Origin of the sequence: Propionicimonas sp., from assembly GCF_049840635.1 — a bacterium.
GTDB lineage: Bacteria > Actinomycetota > Actinomycetes > Propionibacteriales > Propionibacteriaceae > Propionicimonas.
Map to the genome: position 1 here is coordinate 1 of NZ_JASGKL010000004.1, position 16,363 is coordinate 16,363.

Here is a 16,363-nt window from a genome sequence, read left to right on the forward strand (position 1 = left end):
GCCTCGTGGCCGGTGTCGGTGGGCTCGAGGACGAGGACGGCGTCCGGCTCGCGGTCGCCGCCCAGCCCGGTCAGCCAGGCGAAGGCCGAGTGCGGCCGGAACCGGTAGTCGGTGTCGTTGGCCCGCACCTTGAACGCCCCCGCGGGGATCACCAGCCGCTCACCGGCGAAGGCCTCCGCGATGGCGCGGCGACGCAGCGCGGCCGGACCCGCTGCCGGGAGTTCGGCGGGGAGCTCCTCCGGGTAGGGCGCCCAGCCCTGCGGGATGAACTCCTTGAACGCCTCCGAGAACGGAACCTGCCGGTTGGGCAGGGCGGGCTGTTCGGTGTCGGTGGGCTCCTCGGTCATGTCCCGCATGCTATCCCGCACCGGCGCACAGCCCTCCGGAGGCCCCCGGCGCCGGCCACGCACTAGAGTCGGACTTCACAACTCCAGGAGGCTCATGATGTTGGCTGATCCCGCCGCGCAGCTCCGTCTGCTCGACCTGCAGGCGGAGGACACCGCGATCGCCCAGCTCGAGCATCGTCGCAAGTCCCTCCCCGAACACGCCACCCTCGCCGAGGCGCGGGTCGTGCGCGGCCGGCTGGGCGAGTCCCTGATCGCCGCGCGGACGACCGTGGGCGACCTGCAGCTGGACGTGGAGAAGGCCGAGTCCGACCTGGTCCCCGTGCGCGAGCGACAGGCGCGCGACCAGCAGCGGGTGGACGCCGGCACGGTGACCGACCCCAAGCAGCTGAACGCGCTCCTGGACGAGATCACGCACCTCGGACGCCGCATCTCCGACCTGGAGGACGTGGAGCTGGAGGTGATGGAGCAGCTCGAGTCGGCCACGGCGGAGCAGGACCGCCTCGCCGCGGAACTGGCCGACCTGGAGACCTCGATGCGTGCGCAGATCGCGTCCCGGGACGAGCAGGTGGCTGCGATCGACGCTGAGCAGGCCACCCACCAGGCCTCGCGCGACGGCATCGCCGCGGGCATCCCGGCCGACCTGCTGGCGCTCTACGACCGGATCCGGCCGCGCGCCGGCGGCGTGGGCGCGGCGGCGCTGAAGGGACGCCGCTGCGGCGGCTGCCAGCTCGAGGCCACCCAGAGCGCCCTCGTCGCCTACGCCGCGGCCGCGCCGAACGAGGTGCTGCGGTGCGAGGAGTGTGAGCGCATCCTCGTCCGGACCTCGGCCGTCGAGGCCTGATGCCTCGCCCGCCGCGCCTGCCCGGGGGCGTGCCGCCGGGTGCCGATCCTGCCGCGGACGTCGCGTCCCGTCGGCTCGTGGTCGAGGCGGACGCGGGCTCGCGCGGCGATCCCGGACCGGCGGCCTACGCGGCCGTGCTCCGCGACGCGGAGACGGGCGAGGTGCTGAACGACGAGGCGCTCCCGCTGGAGGTCGCCTCCGATGAGGTCGCCGAGTACGCCGCCCTGGTCGCCGGCCTGGAGATGGCCCGCGCGCTCGACCCGGCCGCGACCGTGGAGGTCCGGATGGACTCCCGGCTCGTCATCGACCAACTGACCGCGAGCGGGCGCGTCCGGGGTCCCGAGCCGTCGACACTGGCTGACAGGGTGCAGGAACTGCGGCCCGCGCGAATCACCTGGACCTGGGTCCCGCGGGACCAGAACGCGGCCGGCGCCCTCGTGGACGCCGCCCTGAACGGACACCCACGCACCCGACGCTGAGGAGGAACCGTGCCCAGTCGTTACGTCTCGCTCCAGACCAGTGAGCCGCCGGCCCTGAGGGAGGGCCTGCGCCGGCTCCGCGCCACGCTCGGGGTGCCCGGCCAGTTCAGCTCGGAGGTGCTGGCCGAGGCCGCGCACGCCGCGGCCAACCCCGTCCTGCCGACGGCCGACCGCACGGACGTCGAGTTCGTCACGCTCGACCCGGAGGGCTCGAACGACCTCGACCAGGCGTTCCACCTGGCCCGGACGGCGACCGGGTTCCAGCTGCTGTACGCGATCGCCGACGTGGCGGCCTTCGTGAGTCCCGGCGGGCACATCGACACCGAGGCCCACGCCCGCGCCGAGACGCTGTACGCGCCGACCCGCAAGACGCCGCTGCACCCGTCGGTGCTGTCGGAGGGTGCCGCGAGCCTGCTGCCGGACGAGGTGCGTCCCGCACTGGTCTGGGAGCTGGAGTTCGACGCGGACGGCCAGACCACGTCCACCCGGGTGGCCCGGGGGCTGGTCCGCAGCAGGGCCAAGCTCAGCTACACCGGCGCCCAGGCGGCGCTGGACGCGGGGGCCGGCGGTGAGCAGCTGGAGCTGCTGCGCACGCTGGGCACGCTGCGGCTGGAGCTCGAGGCGGCCAGGGGCGGGGTGAGCCTCTCGGTGCCCGAGCAGGAGGTGGTGGCGTCGGACGACCGGTGGGCGCTGCAGTTCCGGGCGCCGCTCCCGGTCGAGGACTGGAACGCCCAGCTGTCGCTGGCCACCGGAATGGGCGCGGCGTCGCTGATGCTGTCCGGCGGCGTGGGGATCCTGCGGACGCTGCCGCCCGCGCGGGACGGGTCGCTGGCCAAGCTGCGCCGGACGGCCGCCGCGTTGGGCATCACCTGGCCGCAGTCGCAGGGCTACCCGGCGTTCGTGCGCAGCCTGGACGCGTCCGTCCCTGCGCAGGCAGCGATGCTGAACGCGTGCACGACGCTGTTCCGTGGCGCGGGCTACCAGGCGTTCCGGGGGACGATCCCCGAGCAGCCGCTGCACGCGGCGATCGCGGCGCCGTACGCGCACACGACGGCGCCGCTGCGCCGGCTGGTCGACCGGTACTGCGGGGAGATCTGCGTGGCGATCAGCGCGGGCCAGGAGGTGCCCGACTGGGTCACGTCCACGATGGCGGAGCTCCCGCCGGTGATGGACGACGCCGACCGGAGGGCCAAGAAGTACGAGCGGGGGATCGTCGACCTGGTCGAGGCCCTGGTGCTCGCGCCGCGGCTGGGCCAGTCGTTCACTGGCACGGTCCTCGAGGTGGACCCGGAGGACGACCTGGGCGTCCTGCAGCTGCCCGATCCCGCCGTGGAGGCGAAGGTGAAGGGGGCAGAACTCGTCCTCGGCGAGCAGGTCTCCGCGACCCTGGTCGCCGCGGACCTGTTGTCGGGCAAGGTCGAGTTCCGGATCCTCGACCCGGCCTGAGCCGCGGCGGGGGGAGCATGGGGTCCGGTAGGCTGGACGCTGGACGAGTCGGCCGGGTGATCGCGGCGCAAGTCGAGGAAAGTCCGGACTCCACAGGGCAGGGTGGTGGGTAACGCCCACCCGGGGTGACCCGCGGGAAAGTGCCACAGAGAACAGACCGCCCCGCGCGAGCGGGGTAAGGGTGAAACGGCGGTGTAAGAGACCACCAGCACCCCAGGTGACTGGGGTGGCTCGGCAAACCCCACCCGGAGCAAGACCAAGAAGGGCCCCGGTCCGAGAGGACCCGGAGCCTGCGGACGCCGTTTGAGCGCTGCTCGCGCGAGGCGTTCGGGTAGGTCGCACGCCGGCAACGGCGAAGGGGGCTGGCAACAGCCGCCGCAGATGGATGATCACCGCCCCTCGGGGCACAGAATCCGGCTTACAGGCCGGCTCGTCCCCACAGATCACCCCGACTACGCCTGATGGGCTTCCAGTGGCAGAGTCCCGGCCTCGTCGTGCACCGTTTCTGACCGAGTTCGGTTCACAACGGTGCATGATCCGGCCGATGCTCGGGGTTGCACTCGCCCGGACCCGGTTGGGCGACCCGACCGTGGCGGCGGGCGTGGGCGTCACCCACCTCCGCTACCCCGTCCGCAACGGCTGAGGGGAATGCTGGTGCGCGGGGTCCCCGGTCAGGACGCTGCGGCGACCGCCTCGCGGACGAGGCCGGCGAAGGTGTCGACGTCGTCCTCCGTGGTGTCGAAGGAGCACATCCAGCGGACCTCGTTGACCGAGGCGTCCCAGTCGTAGAAGAAGAACCGCTGCCGGACCGCGTCCGCCACGCCGTCGGGCAGCCGGACGAACACCCCGTTCGCCTGCGTCGGCTGCGTGAACGTGATCTCTGGCAGCCCCTCCAGCGCGGCGCGGAGCCGGCTCGCCATCGCGTTGGCGTGCGTGGCGCTGCGCAGCCACAGGTCGCCCTCGTAGAGCGCCACGAGCTGGGCGGAGGTGAACCGCATCTTGCTGGCCAGCTGCATCGTGAACTTGCGCGCGTAGACGAGCCCGTGGACGACGTCCGGGTTGAGCACCACGACCGCCTCCGCGCCGAGCGCGCCGTTCTTCGTGCCGCCGAGGGTCAGGACGTCCACGCCCACGTCGGTCGTGAACGCCCGCAGCGGCAGCCCGAGGCTCGCGGCAGCGTTCGACAGCCGGGCACCGTCCACGTGGACGGCCATCCCCAACCCGTGCGCGTGCTCGGCCAGCGCCGCGATCTCCTCCGGGGTATAGAGCGTGCCCAGCTCGGTGGACTGCGTGATCGACAGCGCCAGCGGCTGTGCCCTGTGCTCGTCCCCGAACCCCCACGCCTCCGTGTCGACCAGCTCGGGGGTGAGCTTGCCGTCCGGCGTGGGCACGGCGTACAGCTTCAGCCCCCCGATCCGCTCCGGGGCGCCACCCTCGTCCACGTTGATGTGAGCGGTCTTCGCGCACACCACCGCGCCCCAGCGCGGCAGCACCGACTGCAGGCCGATCACGTTCGCGCCGGTTCCGTTGAACACCGGCCACGCCTGCGCGGCCTCCCCGAAGTGCCCGCGAACGACCTCCTGCAGCCGACAGGTGTAGTCGTCGTTGCCGTAGGACGACTGGTGGCCCAGGTTCGCCGCACCGATCGCGGTCAGCACCTCGGGGTGGACGCCGGAGTAGTTGTCGGACGCGAAGCCGCGCGCTGCGGTGTCGTGGATCTGCACCCGACGATTGTGGCACCGCCGGCGCGGCGGCTCAGGCGTCGACGCCGGTGATTCCCGACGTGGACGCGACCACGTCCCGCATCTTCTTCTCGAACGCCTCGTAGAACATCGACAGCGGGAACTCGTCGTCCATCACCAGGTCGGTGAGCTCCTTCGGCGTCCCCTTCAGCGGCAGGTCGCGGCTCTTCCACACCGAGGCCGGGTGCGGCTCGACGACCCCGCTGACCAGCGCGTACGCGGCCAGCCAGTGCGACACCTTCGGCCGGTCGATCGAGCGCCAGTACAGCTGCTCGATCTGGAGGCCGAGCTCGTTCACGCAGTCCGGCACCTCGTCCCAGTCGAACGCGAGCTTCGTGTCCGTCCAGTGCAGCACCCGCTTCTGGTGCAGCCATGCGAACAGCAGCTGGCCGCCCAGCCCGTCGTAGTTGCGCACCCGCGTCCCCGTGACGGCGAACCGGAAGATCCGGTCGAAGATCACGGCGTACTGGACGAGCTTCGCGTGCCGGGCCAGCCGGTCCTCCTCCGGCGTGCGGGACGGCAACGCGGCCAGCTCCCGCTCGATCCGGACGGCCTCGCGGAACGCGGTCAGGTCGCAGCGCAGCTCCTCCAGTGAGTACAGGAAGAACGGCATCCGCTGCTTGATCATGAACGGGTCGAACGGCAGGTCGCCCCGCATGTGGGTGCGGTCGTGGATCAGGTCCCACATCACGAACGTCTCCTGCGTGAGCCGCTGGTCGTCCAGCAGCTCGGCCGCGAGCTCGGGCAGCTCCAGCCTGGTCACGTCCACCGCGGCGCGGACGACCCGACGGAACCGGGCCGCCTCGCGGTCGCAGAAGATGCCGCCCCACGTGAACGGCGGGATCTCGCGCATGGCCACCGTCTCGGGGAACAGCACCGCGGAGTTGGTGTCGTACCCGGCGGTGAAGTCCAGGAACTGGATCGGGACGAAGGCGGCGTTGGTGTACGCGCCCGCCTCCAGTCCGGCCACGAAGTCGGGCCACACGACCTGGACGAGCAGGGCCTCGATGTGCCGGTCCCGGGAGCCGTTCTGGGTGTACATGGGGAACACGATGAGGTGGACGAGCCCGTCGATCCGGTTCTTTTCCGGGTGGAACAGGACCAGCGAGTCGTAGAAGTCGGGCTCCTTGAAGTAGCCGTCGCGCCAGCGCTCGAGATCGGTGATCGCCGCCTCGAGGTAGGCAGCGTCGTGAGGGAACAGCGGGGCGAGTTCGGCGATCCCCGCGGTCAGGTCGGCGACGTGCGCGCGGGCGTCGGCGTGGTAGGCGGCGTCGTCGATGGCGCCGTTGGGGGACTGGAGCGATGCCAGTTCGGTCGCGGACTGCTTCACCTTCAGCCACGCGGGGTGCTGCGTGAGCGTCCGGGTGTCGATCGTGACGGTGGTCATGACGCATTGTCACACGCACCGGCCCCGCGCGGGGTGTACGAGACCCGACGATCCGGGGGCGCCGGCGCGGGGACACGCCTACTCTGGCCTCGTGAGCGCACTCGTCCGTGCGGTGGGGGTCGCCCTGGCGGCGGTCCTGCTGTCGGGGTGCGGCATGGCGTGGCTGTGGAACGAGCCCGTCCACCGGGCCCCCTCGGCGACGCCCGTGGCGACCACGCCGGAGGCGTCGGCGTCCCCACTCGACGACCGCACCGCGCACCCGTACACCGGGGCGCTGGCCGAGGGCGCGACCTGCGTCCGCGCGAAGAAGCGGCAACTCGCGGACCTGGAGGACATCGGCGGGGTGGGCGGCTCGACCACCTATCCGGTGGGGGTGCTGGTCCGTGCGAACGCGGGGTGGTGGACGGTGGCCGTCGCGACGCGCACCACCGGCGACGGGGACGTCGATCCCTACGCGTTCTTCGTCACGAGCTACCCGACGTACGCCGACGACCCCGACCACGAACCGTTCGCCTGGCAGTTGGCCTCCACGGGCGGGGACGCCGCCGCGAAGAAGGCGCTGGCGTGCGTGAAGAAGCTGCCGGTGCCGAAGCTCCCGCCCGACCCCGACTCACCGGACAGCTACACCGGCCGGCTCGCGAAGGGCGCGGCCTGCCACGCGGTGTCGGCGAAGCTCCTCGCCCGCCTGCAGGCGGTCGGCGGCGTCGGCGGGGCCATCACCTACCCGCGCGGGACGATGGTGCACGCCAACGGCAGGTGGTGGACGGTCGCCGTGGCGACGAAGGTGAACCCGAACAGCCTCGGCTACACGAGCGACAACGTCGACGCGACCGCACTGTTCGTCACCAACGCCCCGAGCGCCGGTTCTCCCGCGGCCGCGGTGTCTTTCCCGATCAAGTCACACGCCTCTGACACGGCGGCCAGGAAGGCTCTGGGCTGCCTGAACTGAGGGGGTTCGGGCGGCCCCACCAGGTAGACCGGGGGGTTGGTGGCCTGGCGGGGCCTGACCACCGGCTCCGGTCGAACTTCAAGGGGGAGTGGAGCTGGGCGGCTGGCGTTAACGCTATCCCTATCGGGCGCGAAAAGCAGAATGCCGCTCGGCGGGTTTCTGGACGTCCACCCGCGGCTGGCTAGCGGCGATATTTCCACAGCTGGCCACGTCACCGACCGGCCGCGGGCGCGATCAGGGGACGGTGAGGATTTCCGCGCCGTCGGGCGTCACGACGAGCGTCTGCTCGAACTGCGCGACCCTGCTGCGGTCGTCCGTCACCACCGTCCAGCCGTCGTCCCAGACGTGCGACTGCTGGTCGCCCATGGCCAGCATCGGTTCGATCGTGAAGGTCATCCCGACCTCCATCACGGTGTCGAGGAGCGGCTCGTCGTAGTGCGGGACCACCAGCCCGGAGTGGAAGGCGGTGTGGACGCCGTGGCCGGTGTAGTCCCGGACCACGCCGTAGCCGAACCGGCGTGCGTACGACTCGATCACGCGCCCGACGACGTTGATCTGCCGTCCGGGCCGGACCGCGCGGATCGCCCTGTTCATCGCCTCCTCGGTGCGCTCGGTCAGCAGCCGGGACGCCTCGTCCACCTCGCCGCAGAAGAAGGTCGCGCAGTTGTCACCGTGGACGCCGTCGTGGAAGGCGGTCACGTCGATCTTGACGATGTCGCCGTCCTGCAGCGGACGCGCGTCCGGGATGCCGTGGCAGATCACCTCGTTCACCGAGGTGCAGCAGGCCTTCGGGAAGGCGCGGTAGCCGAGCGTGGACGGGTAGGCGTCGTGGGCGACGATGAAGTCGTGCACCACCTCGTCGATCTCATCGGTGGTGACGCCGGGGGCGACCACGGCCGCGCCGGCGTGCATGGCCTGCGCGGCGATCCGGCCCGCCACGCGCATCCGCTCGATGACGTCCGGCGTCTGCACGTGGGAGCCGTCGTAACGCTCCGGACGCGGGCGGCCGACGTAGGCCGGACGCGCGATGTGCGCGGGCACGGGGCGCATCGGCGAGACGGGGAAGGGCTTGATCGCGGTCACGCCCGGGATCATAGTGGGCGCAAACCAGAGGATCGGAGGCCGGGGTCATGGCGCAGGGCGAGTGGTACTACTGCCTCGACCACCACGCGGTGGAGCCCTACGAGGGGTGCCGGAGTGCGACCCGGCTGGGCCCGTACGCGACACCGGCCGAGGCCGCGAACGCGCTGGCGAAGGCGGCCGAGCGCAACGAGGACTGGGAGAACGACCCGCGCTTCAACGACGACACCGACGACAGCGCCGAGGACCGCGAGAACCGCGAGTCCCGCAACCCCTTCGCCGGCTGACACCCCGGAGACGTCCGCGCCGACTGCTGTCATCCCGGGCTTGACCCGGGCTCTCGTGGTCCCGTCCGCGCCCACTGCTGTCATCCCGGGCTTGACCCGGGATCTCGTTGTCCCGTCCGCGCCGACCGCTGTCATCCCGGGCTTGACCCGGGATCTCGCTGTCCCGTCTGGAGTGGAGCAGGGGTGACGTCCGCGCCCACTGCTGTCATCCCGGGCTTGACCGGGGATCTCGCTGTCCCGCCTGGCGTCTACCGGCGTCAGGTCCAGGCGAAGAGGTCGACGCGGTTGCCGTCGGGGTCGAGGACGGTCGCGTAGCGCTGGCCCCAGAACGCATCCCACGGCTCGCGGTGGACGGTGAAGCCGGCCTGGGCGACCTCGGCGACGGTGGCGTCCACCTCTGCGGGGGTGGCGCACTCGAACGCGAGGCTCATCGCCGGCCCGCCCACCGGGGGTTCCCAGCCGGGGTCGAAGCTGTGGATCACCGAGACGGTGTCGAACATGACCCGGACGCCGCCCGGGCCCTCCCACTCGACGTGCCCCTCGGCATCGTCCTCTGCCGCGAAGGACAGGCCGAGCAGGCGGTAGAACTCCAGGGTGGCGGCCATGTCGGCCACCGTGATCCCGATCGCGTTGAAAGTCGCAGCCATGCGCCTCACCGTACCCAGCCCGTCCGACAGCATGATGTAACCAGACTGAAACACTTCCGGCGGCAGACTTGGCGGCATGGATAAGCAGACCGAGTTCGTGCTCCGCACCATGGAGGAGCGGGACGTCCGCTTCGTCCGACTCTGGTTCACCGACGTCCTGGGCTTCCTGAAGTCCGTCGCGATCGCCCCCGCCGAACTCGAAGGCGCCTTCAGCGAGGGGATCGGTTTCGACGGCTCGGCCATTCAGGGCTTCGCGCGCGTGTACGAGTCCGACATGGTGGCCCACCCCGACCCCTCGACCTTCCAGCTGCTGCCCTGGCGCGGCCAGACCCAGGGGACGGCCCGGATGTTCTGTGACATCCGGCTCCCGGACGGTTCCCCGTCCTTCGCCGACCCGAGGTACGTGCTGAAGCGGACGCTGAAGAAGGCCTCCGACATGGGGTTCACCTACTACACGCACCCCGAGATCGAGTTCTACCTGTTCAAGCAGCCGATCGTCCCCGGCCAGCCGCCCGTCCCCGCCGACCAGTCCGGCTACTTCGACCACACCACGACGAGCCCGGGTGCCGACTTCCGGCGGCAGGCGATCACCCTGCTGGAGCAGATGGGGATCTCGGTCGAGTTCAGCCACCACGAGGGTGGTCCCGGCCAGCAGGAGATCGACCTGCGCTACGCGGACGCCCTCACCATGGCCGACAACATCATGACCTTCCGGGTGGTGATCAAGGAGGTCGCGGTGATGCAGAACATGTTCGCGTCCTTCATGCCCAAGCCGCTCAGCGACCACCCGGGCTCCGGCATGCACACCCACGTGTCGCTGTTCGAGGGCGACAACAACGCGTTCTATGACGCCAGCGCCGAGTACCACCTTTCGAGGACGGGGCGGCAGTTCATCGCCGGCCTGCTCAAGCACGCCGGCGAGATCACGGCCGTGACCAACCCGTGGGTGAACTCCTACAAGCGGCTGATCTCGGGCGCGGAGGCGCCGAGCTACATCTGCTGGGGCCAGAACAACCGCTCCGCGCTGGTCCGGGTGCCGATGTACAAGCCGAACAAGGGCGCGTCCGCCCGCGTGGAGCTGCGATCGATCGACTCCGCCGCCAACCCCTACCTCGCCTACGCGATGGTGCTGGCGGCCGGGCTGGCCGGGATCGAGAACGAGTACGAACTTCCCGAGGGCGCCGAGGACGACGTGTGGTCGCTGACCGACCGCCAGCGGCAGGCCCTCGGCATCTCGCCGCTGCCGCGCAGCCTCGGCAACGCGATCGACCTGATGGAGAACTCCCAGCTGGTCGCCGACACCCTTGGCGAGCACGTCTTCGACTTCTTCCTGCGCAACAAGAAGGCCGAGTACGACTCCTACCGCAGCCAGGTCTCGGAGTGGGAGCTCACCAAGTCCCTGCCCGCGCTCTGACCCCAGGCGTCCGCCGCCCGAGGTGGTGCGGATCCGGACAGAGGTGTACGGATCTGTCCGGGTCCCGAACAGTGTCACCGCCACGCGGTTGAATGGTCCTGCCACCGAACGCCGGGCCGACAACAAAGGCCCAGCACGCGCGCGCCCCGTTCGGGGGGACGGAGGCGTACGTGCGTCGGTGAGCGGGTCCGTCGGCACCATCCGGGGGGAATGTGCTGACGGACCCGCGGCGGCGCTCCCGTCCCCAGCGCTCCCGTCAGCCGCACGCCGCCCGACAACGACAACGACAACGCCGCCGCCCGGGGGTCCGGGCGGCGGCGTGTGGGTCGGTCGGTCAGCGAGCTGACGAACTCGCCGCCGCCGTCGGAGCAGTACTGGCCGCGCCGGTGCCGGCAGCCGTCGGGGCCGTGGTGGCCGCCGCGGACGCCGAGCTCGACGAGCTGCTCGAGGAGCTGCTGCTCGACGAACGCCGGTTCGTCGTGTTCGACGGGATCTCTGCCGTGTTGTCGGCCAGCACCACGAGCGTCCCGGCGTCCAGCCCTGACGTGATCTGGACCCAGCCACCACCGACCGCGCCGGTCTTGACCTCGACGGACGAAGCCGTCGTGGCGTTGGCGCTGTCGACGACCTGGACGGTCGCCGTGCCGCTGCCGGTCGGCGTCACGGCGGAGGCCGGCACCCGGACCACGCCCGTGACCGCGTTGACCGGGATCGTCACCGAGGCCTTCGCGCCGCTGGCCAGCAGCCCGGAGGCGTCGCTGACCGAGACGGTCGTGGTGTAGGTCGGGGAGTCGCCGCTCGTCCCGCTGGTCTCGACCGAGGAGATCGCGGTGATCTTGCCGGTGAGCTCCTTGGACGAGCCGGCCGGGGTCACGGTGACGGACTGGCCCACCTTGACCAGCTCCCTGGTCGTGAGCGGGAGCTCGAAGGTCACCACGGCGCTGCCGGTGCCGACGATCGTGACCGAACCGGACGCGCTGTCGCCCGCCGTCAGGCCGACGAGGCCGACCGTGCCGGAGATCGGGGCGACCAGCGTGGCGTTGGCGAGGTCGTCCTGCGCCGCGGCCAGGTCCTGCTGGGCCGAGAGCAGGGTCGCCTTGGCCTTCGCGACCGCGGACTTGCTGACCGTGGTCGACGAGCTGGAAGAGCTCTTCTTCTTCGACCCGGTGCCCGTTGCCGAACCGCCTCCGGTCCCGCTGGTGGAGGTGAGCTGCGTCACGACCGTCTGGAGGTTGGAGTTGGCGAGGATCACCTCGGCTCGGGCGTCGGCACAGGCCTGCAGCTCGTCGTCGGTGAAGTCGTCACTGTCCAGCGTCCTGGCCAGCTGGGACGCCGTCGCGGAGGCACTCGCGGACGCGTCATCCCCCGACTCGTCGTCCCCGGTGGAGGTGTCGTCCGAGCTGGACGCGGTCGGCGAGCTGGTCGCGCTCGCCGAGGCGGACGGGGTCGCCGTCGCTGTGCTCGCCGTGTCGTTGTCGTCGTCGTCCGCCGCAGGGAGGATCGAGCTGAAGATCGCGTCGCACTTGTCCGCCTCGTCGAGCACGGCAAGGTTGACCCGCGAGGTCGCCTCGAGGAGCACCGTCGGGTCGATCACGATGCTGGCGGCGGTCGCCCCACCCGAGCCCTTCGACGAGGAGCCGCTCGAGCTCGAGGAGCTCTTGCTGCTGCTCGAGGAGGACGAGCTGGACGGGTGCTGGGCGGAGTACAGCGACGCCTCGGCCTGGGCGACCGTGGTGGTCGCGTTCAGCACCGCGAGCCGGAGTTCGCCCTTGTTCAGCGTGGCGAGGGTGTCGCCCGCATCGACCTCGTCACCGACCGCGACGTAGACCTTCTTCACCGTGCCGCTGACGGAGAAGGACGCCTCGGAGGTGTTCTTCCGCGTCACCGTGCCGGTGGCGGTGTAGGTCTGCGTGACGTCGCCCGTCCCTGCCGTCGTGGTCACGAACCGGGTGCTCGCCGCGGTGGACGTCTGCGCGACCCCGATCCCGACCCCCGCCACCAGGGCGAGGGCGGCACCGGCGCCGAGGACGCCCTTGAGCCGCTTGTTGACCTTCATCATTCACTCCTCAGTGCGTCGATCGGGGCGAGCTTGGCCGCGCGGGTGGCCGGGTAGACGCCGGCCACGAGGCCGATGCCCAGCGAGACCACCAGGGCGAGCAGCGTCGCCGGGATGGAGATGAGCACCGTCATGCCCAGGACCGGGGTCAGGATCGCGGCGCCGGCGAAGCCGAGGCCCACGCCGATCAGGCCGCCGAGGATGCCGAGGATGCCGGCCTCCACGAGGAACTGGCGTCGGATGACACCCGGCGTCGCGCCCAGCGCCTTGCGCAGGCCGATCTCCCGCACCCGCTCGCTCACGCTCACCAACATGATGTTCATCACCCCGATGCCGCCGACGAGCAGCGAGATCGCCGCGACGCCGCCGAGCAGCAGGGTCAGGATGCCGGTCACCGACGTGGCCGTCTCCACCAGCGATGCCTGGGACGCGACCGTGAAGTCGGCGCTGTCGGAGGTCACCTGGTGCGAGGCCAGCAGCGCCGTCTTCACCTGCTGGTAGGCCGCCGACAGGCTGTCCGCGTCCTTGCCCGAGAGGTAGATCGAGGAGACGCTGTTCGCGCTGCTCGAGGTGGACAGGCGCGAGGCGAACGTGGTGATCGGCACCAGGACGGTGTCGTCCTCGTTCGACGTCCCCGAACTGCCCTCGGACGCCAGGATGCCGATGATCGTGAACGACTCACCGTTGATGCTGATGCTCTGGCCGACGGCCGAGCCGGTGGTGAACAGTTCCTCCGCCGTCTCGGAGCCGATCACGGCGACGTTCGCCGAGGAGTCGACCTCGGTCTGGGTGAAGAACCGTCCGGTCTCGACCTCCCTGGCGCGGACCGTCAGCCAGTCCGGCACGGTGCCGACGACCGTCGAGGTCCAGGTCGTCTCCGACGACTGCAGGGAGCCGCTGGTGGACGAGGTCGGTGCGACGGCGAGGACGTCCGGCGCGACCTCCGGGTCGGCCAGCATGTCCGCGTCCTGCATGGTCAGCGTGGACACGGTGCTGCCGCCCCCGCGGAAGCCCCCGGAGTTCGAGGACGAGGGGGAGACCACCAGCAGGTTCGAGCCCAGCGAGTTGATCTGCTCGGTGATCTGCGCCGAGGCGCCCTGGCCGAGGCCGACGGTCAGCATGACCGCCGCGATGCCGATCAGGATGCCCAGCATGGTCAGCGCCGACCGCATCCGGCGCGCGTTCAGCGCCGAGATCGCGGTCTTGAGGGTTTCGGTCCAGCCCATCATCGCCGTGCCCCCGCCGCGTCGACGGGGACGGACTCGCGCAGGAGGCCGTCGTAGATGTGCACGAGGTGCTTGGCCCGCTCGCCGACGTCCGGCTCGTGGGTGATCACGACGATCGTGCGCCCCGAGTCGTTGAGCTCCTCGAACAGCTCGAGGATCTCGGCCGTCGAGTGGGAGTCCAGCGCGCCGGTCGGCTCGTCGGCCAGGATCAGCGCCGGGTCGGTCACCAGTGCCCTGGCCACCGACACGCGCTGCTGCTGGCCGCCGGACAGCTCGCCCGGGCGGTGCTGGACGCGCTGGGCCAGGCCCACCTTCGCCAGCGCCGCGAGGGCGCGCTCCTTGCGCTCGGCCGCGGGAACACCGGCGTAGACCAGGGGCAGCTCGACGTTCCGCAGCGCGGTCAACGCCGGCAGCAGGTTGAACTGCTGGAAGACGAAGCCGATCTTGGAGTTGCGGATCTCGGCCAACTGCTTCTCGCTCATCTTGCTCACGTCGGTGCCGTCGAGTTCGTAGGTGCCCGCGGTCGGCACGTCCAGGCAGCCGATGATGTGCATCAGCGTGGACTTGCCGGAGCCGGAGGGGCCCATGATCGCCAGGTACTCACCCGCCTCGATGGCGAGATCGATCCCGCGGAGCGCCTCGACCTCGACCACTCCCGTGGAGTAGGTCTTCCGGACTCCGTTCATGTACAGCATGCTCATCGTCCGATCACCGACCGCCCTGGCCGCCGCCACCGCCGGGCGGGGCGCCGCCACCCCCGGTGAGACCGCCCCCGCCGAAGCCGCCGCCGCCGAAGTTGAGGCCGCCCTGCTCGTCACTGGACGAGGTGGAGGTCGAGCTCGGCATGCTGAACGAGACGCGGACGGTGTCGCCCTCGCTGACGCCGCTGGTGACCTCGGTGTAGCTGCCGAACACCTTGCCGACCTCGACCTCGACCGTGCTGGTCGTGGTGCCGTCGACCTTGGTGACCACGGTCTTGCCGTCCTCGGTCTTGATGGCCGCCGTGGGGACGGTCAGCACGTCGTCGTAGGTGCCGGTGGTGATCACCGCGGTCGCCGTGGTGCCGGAGAACAGGTCCGTGTGGGTGCCGCTGAGGTTGATCACGACCGGGAAGGTCGCGGTGCCGTCGTCGCTGGTCGACGTCGCGACGATGCCGACCGACGTGACCGTACCGGTCAGCTCGTCGGTGGTGGCGTCCGTGGTGACGGTGACCTTCTGGCCGGCCTTCACGCTGGCCAGGTCGGACGCGCCGATGGTGCCCTCCACCTTCCACTTGGCGGTGGAGATGATCGTGATCTGCGCGCTGCTGGAGGAGCTGGTCGAGCTGCTGGAGCTCGAGCTGCTGGAACTCGAGGACGAACTGGAACCGGCACTGACGGTGTCACCGACGGTGAGGTCGACGCTGGCCACCGTGCCGGCGATGGTCGCGCGGAGCACGGCGTCGTCGAGGTCGTCCTCTGCGCTGGTCACGGCGGCGTGAGCCGAGGTGACCTGTGCCTTGGCCGACTTGATGGCCGCGCTGCTGCCGTCGTTGTCGTAGATCTCGGTGAGGTTCGCCTTGGCCGTGGTCAGGTTGGCCTCGGCCAGGTCGAGCGCGTTCTCCAGGCTCGTGTCGTCGATCCGGGCCAGCTTCTGGCCCTTCTTCACCGTGTCGCCGGCCTTGACGTAGACCTTGGTCACCGTGCCGGCCACGCTGAAGTTCACGTCCGACTGCTTGGTGGGGCTCAGCGTCCCGTCCAGGCTCACGGTGAGCGTCTGGTCGGCCTTCGTGACGGTCACGTCCTGGCTGAACGACCGTGCGGCGCCGGAGTTGGAGGGCCGCAGGAGCAGGAACGTCCCCACGCCGACCCCGCCGAGCACGACGACGGCCGCCAGACCGACGGCCAACCACTTCTTCCACGTCATGCGGCGCTTCTTCGGCGCATCCGGCGTGTCCGCCGGGAAACCGGTTTCATCGGTTGTCATAGGTTGTGAATCTCCTCTGGGCGCTTTACCACGACGGCCACGCTATGGGGGCCACCTGTGGGCGCTCCTGTGTGAACCTGTGGTCCAGCTGTGGGGCTCCGCAGGCTCCCGATCAGCGCAGTTCGGGCAGCGGCCACAGCTCCGCGAGGTCGCTGTGGATCCCGGAGGCGCGGACCTGGTGGGTGGCCAGGGCGTCGGGCCAGGCCAGGGCCCCGGAGGCGAGCCGCAGCAGGGTGGCCGCGTCGGTCTGGACGACGTTGGGCGGGGTGCCGCGCGTGTGCCGTCCGCGTTCGCCGATGCCGAGCTGGACGGCGGCGAACGGCGGCACCCGGAGTTCGACCGACCCCCCGGGGTAGCGTGCGGCCAGCAGCCCGCAGATGGTGCGGGAGGCGGCGGCCAGCGTGGCGCGGGGAAGCTCGCCTGCCGGTTCGTCGTCGAGGGCGCGGATCGCGTGGCGGAGCTCGTCGACCTGGGCCTGCGTCGGGGTTCTCGCCACG

The 16,363-nt window shown here is 70.9% G+C and carries 16 protein-coding genes and 1 other RNA gene; 7 read left to right on the forward strand and 10 right to left on the reverse strand.

Annotated features, from left to right (window positions below; genetic code table 11):
* Nucleotides 1–347 (reverse strand): aminopeptidase P N-terminal domain-containing protein (locus tag QM779_RS00270; RefSeq protein ID WP_428530074.1); only part of this gene is annotated, 347 nt, incomplete at its 3' end.
* A gap of 97 nt (nt 348–444) precedes the next feature.
* Here QM779_RS00270 and QM779_RS00275 point away from each other — a divergent pair.
* The 4 genes from QM779_RS00275 to rnpB all read left to right on the forward strand — a co-directional run bounded on the left by QM779_RS00275 (nt 445) and on the right by rnpB (nt 3,550).
* Nucleotides 445–1,188: a zinc ribbon domain-containing protein gene (locus QM779_RS00275; RefSeq protein ID WP_428530076.1), complete on the forward strand. Its 744-nt coding sequence runs from the start codon at nt 445–447 to the stop codon at nt 1,186–1,188.
* Nucleotides 1,188–1,667 (forward strand): reverse transcriptase-like protein, encoded by a 480-nt coding sequence (locus QM779_RS00280; RefSeq protein ID WP_428530078.1) that lies wholly within the window; start codon nt 1,188–1,190, stop codon nt 1,665–1,667. Before QM779_RS00275 ends, QM779_RS00280 begins: the two co-directional genes overlap by 1 nt.
* 9 nt (nt 1,668–1,676) lie before the next feature.
* Nucleotides 1,677–3,113, forward strand: a complete 1,437-nt coding sequence (locus QM779_RS00285; protein ID WP_428530080.1) for an RNB domain-containing ribonuclease — start codon at nt 1,677–1,679, stop codon at nt 3,111–3,113.
* Between the two features lie 44 nt (nt 3,114–3,157).
* Nucleotides 3,158–3,550: RNase P RNA component class A (gene rnpB / locus QM779_RS00290), an RNA gene on the forward strand.
* Between the two features lie 234 nt (nt 3,551–3,784).
* On the opposite strand, the gene QM779_RS00295 is transcribed toward rnpB, so the two are convergent.
* On the reverse strand, nt 3,785–4,837 hold the full coding sequence (locus tag QM779_RS00295) for a threonine aldolase family protein (protein WP_428530082.1): 1,053 nt from the start codon (nt 4,835–4,837) through the stop codon (nt 3,785–3,787).
* Nucleotides 4,838–4,868: 31 nt separating this feature from the next.
* Nucleotides 4,869–6,242 carry a DUF6421 family protein gene (locus QM779_RS00300; RefSeq protein ID WP_428530084.1) on the reverse strand — a complete coding sequence of 458 codons (1,374 nt, stop codon included), beginning with the start codon at nt 6,240–6,242 and terminating at the stop codon, nt 4,869–4,871.
* A gap of 91 nt (nt 6,243–6,333) precedes the next feature.
* Between QM779_RS00300 and QM779_RS00305 the strand changes: the two genes are divergently transcribed.
* Complete coding sequence (locus tag QM779_RS00305; protein WP_428530086.1) at nt 6,334–7,191, forward strand: hypothetical protein; 858 nt, start codon at nt 6,334–6,336, stop codon at nt 7,189–7,191.
* Nucleotides 7,192–7,425: 234 nt separating this feature from the next.
* Here the strand turns inward: QM779_RS00305 and map are convergent, their stop codons facing one another.
* Nucleotides 7,426–8,274, reverse strand: a complete 849-nt coding sequence (gene map / locus QM779_RS00310) for a type I methionyl aminopeptidase (RefSeq protein ID WP_428530088.1) — start codon at nt 8,272–8,274, stop codon at nt 7,426–7,428.
* Between the two features lie 47 nt (nt 8,275–8,321).
* On the opposite strand from map, the gene QM779_RS00315 reads away from it, so the two are divergent.
* Nucleotides 8,322–8,558: a hypothetical protein gene (locus QM779_RS00315; protein WP_428530090.1), complete on the forward strand. Its 237-nt coding sequence runs from the start codon at nt 8,322–8,324 to the stop codon at nt 8,556–8,558.
* A 257-nt stretch (nt 8,559–8,815) separates the two neighbouring features.
* Here the strand turns inward: QM779_RS00315 and QM779_RS00320 are convergent, their stop codons facing one another.
* A complete protein-coding gene (locus QM779_RS00320) occupies nt 8,816–9,205 on the reverse strand; it encodes a VOC family protein (protein WP_428530092.1) in 390 nt (129 codons plus the stop codon).
* A gap of 76 nt (nt 9,206–9,281) precedes the next feature.
* On the opposite strand from QM779_RS00320, the gene QM779_RS00325 reads away from it, so the two are divergent.
* On the forward strand, nt 9,282–10,619 hold the full coding sequence (locus QM779_RS00325; RefSeq protein WP_428530094.1) for a glutamine synthetase family protein: 1,338 nt from the start codon (nt 9,282–9,284) through the stop codon (nt 10,617–10,619).
* Nucleotides 10,620–10,953: 334 nt separating this feature from the next.
* Here the strand turns inward: QM779_RS00325 and QM779_RS00330 are convergent, their stop codons facing one another.
* The 5 genes from QM779_RS00330 to QM779_RS00350 form a co-directional block, all read right to left on the reverse strand.
* The gene (locus tag QM779_RS00330; protein WP_428530096.1) at nt 10,954–12,675 is read right to left on the reverse strand and encodes an HlyD family efflux transporter periplasmic adaptor subunit; all 1,722 of its coding nucleotides are present in this window, start codon (nt 12,673–12,675) and stop codon (nt 10,954–10,956) included.
* Nucleotides 12,675–13,901, reverse strand: coding sequence for an ABC transporter permease (locus QM779_RS00335; RefSeq protein ID WP_428530098.1), 1,227 nt, complete (start codon nt 13,899–13,901; stop codon nt 12,675–12,677). The genes QM779_RS00330 and QM779_RS00335 overlap by 1 nt, the downstream gene beginning before the upstream one ends.
* Nucleotides 13,901–14,587 (reverse strand): ABC transporter ATP-binding protein, encoded by a 687-nt coding sequence (locus QM779_RS00340; protein WP_428530100.1) that lies wholly within the window; start codon nt 14,585–14,587, stop codon nt 13,901–13,903. The genes QM779_RS00335 and QM779_RS00340 overlap by 1 nt, the downstream gene beginning before the upstream one ends.
* 22 nt (nt 14,588–14,609) lie before the next feature.
* Entirely contained in the window at nt 14,610–15,806 is a 1,197-nt protein-coding gene (locus QM779_RS00345; RefSeq protein ID WP_428530102.1) for an efflux RND transporter periplasmic adaptor subunit, read from the reverse strand.
* Between the two features lie 172 nt (nt 15,807–15,978).
* The gene (locus QM779_RS00350) at nt 15,979–16,362 is read right to left on the reverse strand and encodes a sterol carrier family protein (protein WP_428530104.1); all 384 of its coding nucleotides are present in this window, start codon (nt 16,360–16,362) and stop codon (nt 15,979–15,981) included.
* Between the last annotated feature and the right edge of the window lies 1 nt (nt 16,363).

Coding starts and splice junctions, on each gene's coding strand:
- QM779_RS00280 (WP_428530078.1), top strand. CDS start 1,188: ATGCCTCGCCCGCCGCGCCTGCCCGGGGGCGTGCCGCCGGGTGCCGAT.
- QM779_RS00320 (WP_428530092.1), bottom strand. CDS start 9,205: ATGGCTGCGACTTTCAACGCGATCGGGATCACGGTGGCCGACATGGCC.
- QM779_RS00315 (WP_428530090.1), top strand. CDS start 8,322: ATGGCGCAGGGCGAGTGGTACTACTGCCTCGACCACCACGCGGTGGAG.
- QM779_RS00325 (WP_428530094.1), top strand. CDS start 9,282: ATGGATAAGCAGACCGAGTTCGTGCTCCGCACCATGGAGGAGCGGGAC.
- QM779_RS00345 (WP_428530102.1), bottom strand. CDS start 15,806: ATGACGTGGAAGAAGTGGTTGGCCGTCGGTCTGGCGGCCGTCGTCGTG.
- QM779_RS00335 (WP_428530098.1), bottom strand. CDS start 13,901: ATGGGCTGGACCGAAACCCTCAAGACCGCGATCTCGGCGCTGAACGCG.
- QM779_RS00330 (WP_428530096.1), bottom strand. CDS start 12,675: ATGAAGGTCAACAAGCGGCTCAAGGGCGTCCTCGGCGCCGGTGCCGCC.
- QM779_RS00300 (WP_428530084.1), bottom strand. CDS start 6,242: ATGACCACCGTCACGATCGACACCCGGACGCTCACGCAGCACCCCGCG.
- QM779_RS00340 (WP_428530100.1), bottom strand. CDS start 14,587: ATGAACGGAGTCCGGAAGACCTACTCCACGGGAGTGGTCGAGGTCGAG.
- QM779_RS00275 (WP_428530076.1), top strand. CDS start 445: ATGTTGGCTGATCCCGCCGCGCAGCTCCGTCTGCTCGACCTGCAGGCG.